The sequence below is a fragment of the Microcoleus sp. S13C4 genome (genome assembly GCF_036700865.1).
Lineage (GTDB): Bacteria > Cyanobacteriota > Cyanobacteriia > Cyanobacteriales > Microcoleaceae > Microcoleus.
Window position 1 is genome coordinate 1 of the sequence record NZ_JAUBPS010000116.1, and the last position, 10,170, is coordinate 10,170.

Genomic DNA, 10,170 nt, shown 5'->3' on the forward strand with positions numbered 1-10,170 from the left:
AAGAGAATCCCTAGAGAGGACGACCTCTCTGTCATATAGCGCTGATGCGCCTAACACACGACTTTCACGTCGCACGCGGTCGAAGCATTTGGCAATGTCAGCATCTAGCACGTATTTGGCTTTCTGACAAATTACCGTGAATATTTGCTCTATCGCATCATGGCATGAGCGTCCGGGTCGGAACCCGTATGAGTTAGGTTCAAATCGCGCTTCCCATTCTGGCTCTAGTACCAGCTTGACAAGTGCTTGCAAGGCTCGGTCATTTATTGTCGGGATGCCTAATGGTCGCTTTTCCTCCGTTCCAGGCTTGGGAATCCATACTCGCCTAGTTGGAGCGACTTTTGGGCTTAATTTAAGTTTGGCAACAAGGGCGAGACGTTGTTTTGGGGTCAGGCTTTTGAGCCCATCCACACCAGCCGTCTTCTTGCCGCTGTTATCTTGTGTTACCCGCCTGACCGCTAAGCACCTTGCTGACCAGGACTTCATCAACGTCTTTTGGAGTCTGCGTACTGCTTTAACGTCACCACGTTGAGAGGCTCGATAAATTCGCTTTTGGAGCTTATAGACAAACCGTTCCAGCTTTCGCCAGTTAATCTGTCTCCATTCCACCATCGGTTGTGACCGTGTTTTAGACATATATACTCTGACTTGCAACTTTATCTTCCAAACCACCGTGAGTCTGTCTGCATATCCCTGTCATTACAACAGGGCATTGGCTTCTGACTCTATCCCACCTGTTCGCAGCATCCGGTTAGCACCTACTCTTGGTTTTCGACCTCCAAGAGAGCATACGAAAGGTTACTTCGTTCCTGATAGCCATTGATTGAATCTTTAGAGTTGATGCTGTCCACCGGGGTTGTTGGGAGTGCTACTGATAACGACCAAATTTATCAGCCCCTAACCCATTGCCTTTTGGCTCCAACGCATAAAGCCTTATTTCGCTGGTTGCCTTTCACGATGGTTCAAGCGCATCTTCGCTTTCGCTACTCATGGATTCTTGCTAAAGGGATTACCGACCTAGGCTGTCAGTTACCTTCTTTCGTCCCGCTTTACCAATTTGACGGCTAGTCTCCTCAGTAGGGATCGTGCTTTCACCACTGCACCTGTGGGGTAGGATTTGGGAGGAACCCTCACCTACATGGCTATCAAGTTGTCAAGGTTCTGTTGGGATTGTTCCCTCCTTTTTCCTTGCCTCTCATCCTTAAGTATTGCTACTTATTTCGAGAGAACGAATCGCACCCGGCCTTGAAGGCGCGGGGATTCTTGGATCAATCAGTCGAACTTATCTCTGTTTTGCTGCCATCAAAGAGTAGAGATCGGTCTGTCCCCAAGCGTTGATTTCGGTGTGCCCCACCGTATTTAAATTCAAATTAATTCCTGCTTGCTTCAACCCTTTAACCAAAATATTGCGAGCTGCGTTGTAGTCACGATCTAACGTCGCACCGCAATCGCAAATATGGGTTCGGGTTGATAGCGTTTTCAAGACAGTATTGCCACAACTTGAACAATCTTGCGAGGTGTATTGAGGTGGAACAGCAATTACTGTTTTGCCGTACACATTTCCAAAATACTCTAACCATTGAGCAAATTGTGACCACGCTGCATCGCTAATCGACTTAGCAAGTTTATGGTTTTTGACCATATTCCGTACTTGAAGGTCTTCGTAGGCTACAAAATCGCTAGATTTTACCGCGCCGGGCGTCGTCTTTATGGCGAAGTCTTTACGCTGCCGACTAACCTTCAGGTGCTTTCTTCCTAACTTGTTGATCGCTTTTTTTCGATTGCCAGAGCCTTTCTTCTTTCGAGAAACTCGCTTTTGCAATCTCTTCAAAGCTTTTTCACTTTTTCGGAGGTGGCGAGGGTTCGCGACTGTTTCACCATCGCTATCGGTATAGAAATGGTTCAATCCCACGTCTATTCCAATAGCTTTACCAGTCGGAATAAGTTCCTCTTTTCGCTCCACATTGATGCAAAGTTGTGCGTAGTATCCGTCGGCACGACGCACAACTCTGATTCGCTCGCATCTCATCGGGTGCATAGAAATGCAAATTCCGACTACCGACTAATTTGAACTTTCCAGCAGCAAAGCCGTCCTTAAATGTCAAACATCTTTTGTCGGCAGAAAGTAGCCATCCTGATGTTTTGTATTCGACAGAGCGAGTATTTTTCTTAAACTTTGGGTAGCCTTTTTTGCCTGGTGTTTTTGCTTTGCAATTAGCGAAAAAACGTTGGATAGCAAAAATGGCACGTTCGGCAGAAGCCTGACGTGCCATTGAGTTAAGCTTGCCTGCCCATTCAAACTCTTTTGCCATAATGGCGCATTGTTTGTACAGATCAATTAGCTTAACTCCTTGATTGTCTATCCAATATCTAAGAGTTTTGTTTCGGACAAATTGAGCTGTTCTGATCATCTCGTCGATGACCCGATATTGCTCGGCTTTGCCTTTCAACTTAAACTCTAGAACTATCATGATAAAATCATATCACTTTTGCGAAAGCTTTTAGTTACAAAATACGTATATTTAACAATTATTTGCAATAAGCGGAAATTAAAGCCGTCCTAGAAGGACGGGGCTTTAGACCCATTTTTTTGGTAAAGCAATTTGTGCAACAGGTTGTTGCACAAATTGCTCGTTCGGGTAAGATTCCGCAAAACTTCTCATATACAAGAGACATATGAGATGAGAAACCCTTCATCTCTTGTAAAGCTTTTGGCAAGTCGGCCACTAAATTGTCTATAACTTTCGCCACCGCGCATCCACTCCCCGTCCCACACATTTAATCCTTCCCTCATCCCGTTCTTGACGCAAAATGCGACGAATTAAATCCACAGAAACCACCGGACAACGTTGCTGTAACTCTCGCATCGAAAACTCCCAAGGCAAACTCTCAATTGCCTGTAAAACCATTGCCGTTTTCGTTCCTTTTGCTCCTCCAATCACCCCAACCCGCTGCTCAAATTCTCGATAAGCTCCCAGTAACATTACGCCTAAAAAATACTCCCACCAAGGCAACAAGCTATGCTTCCCCTCATGCCAATTTTGAGAAGATTGGTACAAGGCATCATAATAGCTTTCTTTGGTGCGCTCCACAATTTGTTCTAAACTAATAAACTGCCCTACTTCATAACCCGCTTGATACAACAATAACAGCGTCAGCAATCTTGCCATTCGTCCGTTACCATCCAGAAATGGATGAATGCACAAAAAATCCAGAACATAACTAGCAATCAACAACAATGGTTCAATCTCACCTTCACGGGAAAATAGATTAAATTTCTCATGCAACTCTTCCATAGCCTGAGATGTGGCATAGGCGGCAACAGGAGTAAATCGCACTATTTGTCTACCATCAGTTGTGGTTGCCGTAATTAGATTTTCTGTTGTTTTCCAACAGCCACCTAAACCGACGCTAAATTGATATAAATCGCGATGAAATTGCAAAACAATATTCGGAGTAAATGGAATATAACCATAGCTAGCGTGAATTGTATTTAGCACATTCCGATAGCCCGCGATTTCCTGTTCTGAACGATCCCTTGGTGCTGTGCGTTCCGTTACTAATTTGCGAATTCGCGCCAGAGGAACGGTAATTCCTTCAATGCGGTTAGAAGATTCGGTACTTTGAATAATCGCTGTTTGCCGCAAAGTTTCTAGCACTTGTGGTGCTTGTTGTTTGTACAACTCCTGTTTACCTTTGTACTCCCCAATTAAGCGAATTGTCTGTAGGAGTTTTTGGGTAATCGGTTGCTGGGTTAAAAAAGTCTGTTCAAAAGATTTCATTGATTTAAAAGCACCACTGTAATAGCCATTGAGTCGCTTTGGTCTATTATATAAGTATTTTTAATATAGGTACTCCCCTGGTCACAGTACCTATATTAAAGGTATTGTACCCGATTCATCTGTACTGTTTTGTGCGTCAAAGGTCGCCAACTTCCCACCGGGACTATAGTACCAATACCCTGGAATAAGGGGCTAAATGCCCAAATTAACGAACGCTATTTTCCTCCACAGACTCTAAAGATGCGTGTTCAAAAGGCGCGGTGCGTGTTTAAAAAGGCGCGGCGCGCGTTTAAAAGGCGCGGTGCGTGTTTTCCCGCTATGAAACAACATAATATGACGCGCGGCCTTGACCCTCTAATTTCAACTGGTTGGCATCAGTCAACTTCCGCAGCAGGCGACTAGCTTGGTCTTCGCTGATACGACAAAGTTCCACAGCTTCTTTTCTGGTAATTCTGCCGTGAGTCCTTACATATTGAAGCACCATTTGCTCTTGCTGAATGGGTTCAAAGCCAGCTTGCCGGACGTAATCAGCGGATTGTCCCAGTTCTCGGTAAACTAAGGGGCTAAGGGTGTAGGTGCGTCCTTTTTTGACGCCACGCGCTTCTACCAAACCAGCTTCAACTAATCGTTCTAACACGCTGCGGGCGATCGCTTCATCTCGCTGAATGGCACGGGCGAGAGTAGCCGTGTCTAACCGTCTTTCTTGTCGCAATTGTCCGATCGCGATTAAAGAGTCAACGGGGAGTGGGCTTTGACGGCGATTTTCCTCTTCAATCACTACGCGCAACAGTCCTAAGTCGGCTTCCCCCCCTGGCAGTCTGACGGCAACTGAATGAGAGTTTGTGCTTCGATAATCAGGGGCGGATCTTCCGTAGCGCAATAACCCCTGATAAATTAAATCTACACCGCGCCCAGTTCGTTCGGCGAGTCCGATGCGTTTAATGGCATCGGCTAGAAAGGGGTTTCTCGGTCGGGGTTCTACGACTAGCAAGTTATCCAAACTGACACCTTCAACAAAACCCCCTGGGTTGCTGATGGTAATTCCGTAATCTTCCCAGCGGATGTGAACGGCTCCCAATTTAGTGTAATCTCGGTGGATGAGGGCATTGACTGAGGCTTCGCGAAAGGCGCGGCGATCGTAGTTGGGAACGGGGACGCGAAATAAACCGATTTGCACTTCATCTTCTTCAACGCGCACCTCGAACTGTTCCATGACTCGCTCAAACAGTTTTAGTAGGGGGGTGCGGTAAAAATCATTGACTCGCACTTGGGTGCCTTCGAGGACTTGAAAGGCGACTTCGTGGGTGGGTAAGTGTTCGCGGAGGGCGCTTTCTCGTCCTAAAATCAGCAGTCCGGTGACGGTGGGGAAGCGAATTCCATCCGTAGAACGCACGAAACCTAAAGCGCCGTCGAGTTCTTCATCAGTTAAGGATAGCAGAGTACGATCGCCACCATATCGCTCTATTAATTGTCGCAGGCGTTCGCGTTCCAGGGGGTCGAAGTCGGCAACAGACGATCCGGTGATGGGTAATGAGGAGTAATCGAGAACGCCTAAGTCTGACTGGCGAGTGGCAAATTCGTAGGGATAAAAGGGGACGCATTGGGGTGTTCCGTCTACTTGCAGGCGGCGGCGTTGCAGGAGTCCGTCAGAGGTGGCGACGATGCGAGCTGATTTGGGGACTTCTATGCAGGCAATGGTTTGACCTGCTTCTAGCAACGCTGTAACGCGTACGCTGACTGGGGGGTTGGTGCGGTTGCCAATCATGGCGGCTAGGGTGGACAGGTTTTGGTGTTGGGGGTGCAAACCTGTTATTTGACCGTCATCTTCAACGCCGAGGTAAATGGAGCCACCGTCTGTATTGGCAAGGCAGACGACGGTTTCAATCAGGTCTTTGTCTGGCAGGCGAGTGCGATCGCTCTTAAACTCGACGGTGAGGGATTCTTGTTCGGGAATCGTGCGATTCATTTAACAATATAAAATAGGGGCGACCAGACGGCATTTACAATCTTACGGCAAAATTGGGTCTAAAGCCCCGTCCTTATAGGACGGCTTCCTCCTAACTGTATAAAACAAATACAGTTAGAAACACAGGAAATACTCGTTTATCTTTAAGGACTTCAACAATGCGGGGATAGACTTCGGGGAAACTCGGAGGATCGCCTACCATTGCATCGCTAATGCCGTGAAGATATGCTGCTTCTGGAGGTATGGGAATTGAGGGTTTTACGAGCGTATTCAGCAACATTTCACCGAGACGATCGATAATTGCTATCTCTACAATCTGAGCATCGTATAGCCCCGTAGTTTCAGTATCCAGAATCACCCAATCGTTCTGACTTAATTGCTCTCTTGCCCAAAGAACAGCACTCACCCTATCTCTTTCTATGAAACCTACTTCTCGATACCATTCCCGGTAATCCCGCTTGATTTTAGCTTTGAGACGGTTGGCGGCAAGAATTTCCAATTGTTTGGGAGATGGCTTTCTTTTGGGTCGGCAGCATTCGGGATTGTTGATATCGTAGAGGAGCACGTCGTATTTTCGCGTTGGAATAACGCCTGAAGGTTTCAGAGGCGAGAGTCCCAATTCACCCAGTTGCTTTTTAGTTTTCAGATGTTCTGGTGGCTCGTTGGATTCGCCCCACCAACTGTATTTGGTTAGTTCCACAATCGCAGGTTCCCCATCTCTGCCCTTCTATTATCGCACCCATGTAGAGAATTAAAGCAACTGCAATTAGCATATTTGTTGGTAATTTAGCGGCTGACTTTACCCAGATTTGATGCTATTCCACAATCTTACCAAAGGTTGACTCAAGAGCCTGATACCAATCTTTCGCTTTCTGGAATGCTTTACCTCCCGTACCGCAGCCGAACACATCTCGACTGCTTGCGGTGACTCCCAATCTCAGGATTTTTAAGCTCAACCAAAGTGCTTTGTCTGGTTGAGTGAGAAGAAGGGCGATCGCTTCACTCACTCGCTCTACTTCACTGCTTCCCCGACTGCTCAGAAGCGCCATCACCCTCGCCAATGCCTTCGATCGCTCTGGTTCGGGAAGTAGGGAAGTAGTGCTGCAATCCTTATCCTGCAACACTTCACTAGCTTCATCTCCTACTTTGTCCGCTTCATCAGGGAGTGAAGTAGCAGTATCCTCCTGTGCAGTAACTTCATCCCCATTCCAGGATTCTAGGAGCCGCTTCTTGGCTAATTCCCACAGTTCTTGAGTATCCTCAATTTCCTGGTTTGCAGCCAACTCAGTTGTTTGAATAGTTTCACTATTTACGGAAGTTTCTGTAGTTGATGAGTGCTTAGGAAGTTCTCGTTTCCATTGACTCAAGTCGGGTACAACAGCCGGGAATTCTCCTAACTCGCAGCTAATCCATGCCGCTCTATTTCCCAACGATTCCAAGTAATCTCGAACTTGTTGGTATTTTGCGTATTGCTCGGAATCCTTGGGGAATTTGTTGCGGTAGGATTCACATTCTTCTACGGCAAACTTGCCCATGTAAATGCTACAGAAACACTCAGCTAAATCGCTTTCACCCTCCAATCCCCAAGTTACAACTTGTCTGCCCTGCGCTAAAGCAAAGATGCGGATGTTGGTTTCCCTGGCCAAAGTAATCATTTCACCCATGATTTGCTTGGCACTAAGAGAAATAATCTGTTTGGTTTTGCGCTCGACAATCGCTCTTACATTACGCGAAATTGCTTTCCATTCATCAACAGCTACATTCCAAATGGGTGAATCAATCCCCTTTGCCATTAATGCTGTACGCCGTACTCTTTCACCTTGCAATGCTTCCAAAGAGGAGCGGATAGCTTTGTAATCTTCAGGCACTCCTATTACATCCAAGCCAATCAATCCATTGATGCGGCCACCGCTTAACCGTAATTACCGACTGCTTTTGGGATGGCATCACATCCATCAGCCAATCAAATAGCGTGGTTTTTCCGCATCTGGTAGCTGCAACTCCTCTAATGTGAGGAAACATCTCAGGAGTGTCCCTAAACTGCTTCCAATCAAAGAATTTCACTCCTAATTTGGGAGGTGCTGGCAGTTCTACGCCCAATAATTGATTGTTATTTGGGGCGGATGCTGTGTTTGATAGGAGTTCCGCATTTTCAACTTCCTCGGACTTTGATTCCGTGGGAGCGGGCAAAGATGCGGGAATGGCGGTAGTTAAAGTCTCCAACAGTTCGGGATTCTTCTCTAAATAAAGCGTGTTGTAGCCGTCGTAGAGTTCGCGCTTGAAATCCTTAACTCTCAAGTCAGCAGCAATCGCTGTTTTCTGGATTTCTTCCTCATCCAAAATGTCGCTTGTAGTTGCTTCTAACTGCTTTTGCCGAGCTTCATTGAGAGCAGCCTCTTCCTCGTTCTTTCTCTGCTTCACCGATGCTGCACCCGATGTGAAATAACCCGCACCAAAGCTGATTGCAGCAATTACGCCGGATGTAGTACGCAGCAGCCCCCAGCCTTGATGCAGCTTCACAAACTTAGCATTCTTGGGATACTGGGAACCCGTTACCACAACAGGCGTACAGGGATTTGTAGCTACATTGCAGTAGCTGACGTGTTTGTCGAAGTAGCCGAACAAGCTAAACCCGCTACACCCGATGCCCACAATCAAAGAAGCAATGGCACTTTTCACCGCATCCACCTCCGCCACAGTGCGACCAACAAAAGCAAGGCCACCGATACACCCACAATCACGACAAGCTGCCACACTGGGATGAACCCGAAGCCAAAGCCTACACTTAAAGGCATATTGGCTAGCAGCCATGCTACATCCCAAAATGCAGCAATAGTGCCGACAATCACCACCAACCCGCTAATCCGCCTCATTGATAGTAAATAAGAGGTTGGGTTTTTCGGTTTTACTACAAACAGGAACCCGGCAACCAAAATCACTGCGACGAGCATTACAGGAGCACCGACAATCCTCGAAACGTGAGCAATTGACAACCCAACCGCAAACCAAAATCCTTGACCGCAGAAGCTGTTTAAGTTCTTGAGAAACCTCAATTGGTCTGATTCTTCTAATTCTGGGAGTTGTAGTTGTTGTGAAGGTGGAGCAACAGGAGGATTTTGAGGTTTGGGGATGAGAAATGGTGGTAACTGCATGGCTACTTCCCTGAGAAATAATCAAAGGCTTTACCGCCCCATTTTTTTAGCCAACCGCTTGCCTTGGTAGCGTTATTGCTAGCGTTATTGCTAGCGCTGCTGGCAGGACTCAATTGCGGGCTACTCGATGATGGCAAACCGTATTTCCCGCGAGTACCGTAAGCGAACAAGTCTTTTATCCTATTTCTCTCTTCGCTTTTTGCCTCTTGAGCTGCTTGTCGCTCCGCATAGTTTGCTGCTTCTTTGTCAGGTTTTTGGGATAGCGCTTCTTTTTGGCGGACTAATCTGTTAGCCACAATCTGAAGAGAAATCTGAAGGTCGTATTCCGCTAAATCGCCGTAATCAATAACTTCTTGGTCGAGTAGTCTTACGCCAACATCCGAATCTTTGGCTAGCTTTTTGGTATTGGCCTGCCAACCTTTCCATGCCAAGAATACGTCGAGCGTGGCCCGATCGATCTTCTCCATGCCCTTAGCACCAGCTTTGACGCATCGGGCTACAAACTCGTTGTACTTTACGACGCCATCAATATAGTCGTTGACGTGTTTTTCTAGTTTGTCGAGGTTGTCAATCAGAAACTTGATTTCTTCAACCGAATCTACGAATGCTCCCAATTCTTCCTCAGACATCCCGGCAAACGCTGAGGGGTCGAAACCGTAGTATCCCTGAAAAGAAGTCAACATTTCAGGTGCGCTATCAAATGCTTTGACTTTCCCGACTAGGGCTGGGGCGATGGCTCCACCACCAGTGTATTTAACAATTGCACTCATGGTTTGTCTCCTTTAATTAATTCTGAGCTATGTAGTTGATTTAGCCTTGATTACTTCCCCCCAAGTGACGGTGCAAATTGATAGTTGTTGTTCGTGCTGTTGTCGATATTCTGGTCGCCTTGAACTACTGTTGGCGGTAAATCTTTTACGGCTTGCCGATAACCGTCGTGGTAGATAGATTGACCGCCGTAAATTAGCATAGCGGGAATGGCTGCAAACAGGAGCGACGCATAAATTGACAAGAGTTTATCTGACATAGTTGTTACCTCGAAGTTTCATTTAGACTGAATGAAATGTAAACCTGTCCTTGACTGCTACATTTAAGTTGTACTCCTTAGCTCTATGTTTGCGCCTTGCTCAATCTGGTAACAAAATCTCGTTGTCTGTCTTGCTAAAGATGACATTTTTGCCATATTCCACACAGTAAGCTGTTGCACATTTAAACTGTGATACAAGCATTACCCTTATTTTTGATTTTGCGACCCCATTTAATTATTAAT

General features: G+C 46.4%; 9 protein-coding genes and 1 pseudogene. All 10 read right to left on the reverse strand.

Going from position 1 to position 10,170, the window contains the following annotated elements:
* The coding region (locus QT996_RS27255; protein ID WP_333050508.1) for a reverse transcriptase N-terminal domain-containing protein at positions 1-636 on the reverse strand (636 nt) is incomplete at its 3' end.
* 646 nt (positions 637-1,282) lie between these two features.
* Positions 1,283-2,471: pseudogene (locus QT996_RS27260) on the reverse strand (RNA-guided endonuclease InsQ/TnpB family protein).
* A 264-nt stretch (positions 2,472-2,735) separates the two neighbouring features.
* Complete coding sequence (locus QT996_RS27265; protein ID WP_333050509.1) at positions 2,736-3,782, reverse strand: Fic family protein; 1,047 nt, start codon at positions 3,780-3,782, stop codon at positions 2,736-2,738.
* 316 nt (positions 3,783-4,098) lie between these two features.
* A complete protein-coding gene (locus tag QT996_RS27270; protein WP_333050511.1) occupies positions 4,099-5,748 on the reverse strand; it encodes an RNA-binding domain-containing protein in 1,650 nt (549 codons plus the stop codon).
* Positions 5,749-5,839: 91 nt separating this feature from the next.
* Positions 5,840-6,448: a 3'-5' exonuclease gene (locus QT996_RS27275; protein ID WP_333050513.1), complete on the reverse strand. Its 609-nt coding sequence runs from the start codon at positions 6,446-6,448 to the stop codon at positions 5,840-5,842.
* 115 nt (positions 6,449-6,563) lie between these two features.
* Entirely contained in the window at positions 6,564-7,616 is a 1,053-nt protein-coding gene (locus QT996_RS27280) for a hypothetical protein (protein WP_333050514.1), read from the reverse strand.
* Positions 7,609-8,427 carry a hypothetical protein gene (locus QT996_RS27285; RefSeq protein WP_333050515.1) on the reverse strand — a complete coding sequence of 273 codons (819 nt, stop codon included), beginning with the start codon at positions 8,425-8,427 and terminating at the stop codon, positions 7,609-7,611. Before QT996_RS27285 ends, QT996_RS27280 begins: the two co-directional genes overlap by 8 nt.
* Complete coding sequence (locus QT996_RS27290) at positions 8,424-8,900, reverse strand: hypothetical protein (protein ID WP_333050516.1); 477 nt, start codon at positions 8,898-8,900, stop codon at positions 8,424-8,426. The genes QT996_RS27285 and QT996_RS27290 overlap by 4 nt, the downstream gene beginning before the upstream one ends.
* Before the next feature lie 2 nt (positions 8,901-8,902).
* On the reverse strand, positions 8,903-9,670 hold the full coding sequence (locus tag QT996_RS27295) for a hypothetical protein (protein ID WP_333050517.1): 768 nt from the start codon (positions 9,668-9,670) through the stop codon (positions 8,903-8,905).
* A gap of 50 nt (positions 9,671-9,720) precedes the next feature.
* On the reverse strand, positions 9,721-9,927 hold the full coding sequence (locus tag QT996_RS27300; RefSeq protein WP_333050518.1) for a hypothetical protein: 207 nt from the start codon (positions 9,925-9,927) through the stop codon (positions 9,721-9,723).
* Positions 9,928-10,170 lie beyond the last annotated feature (243 nt).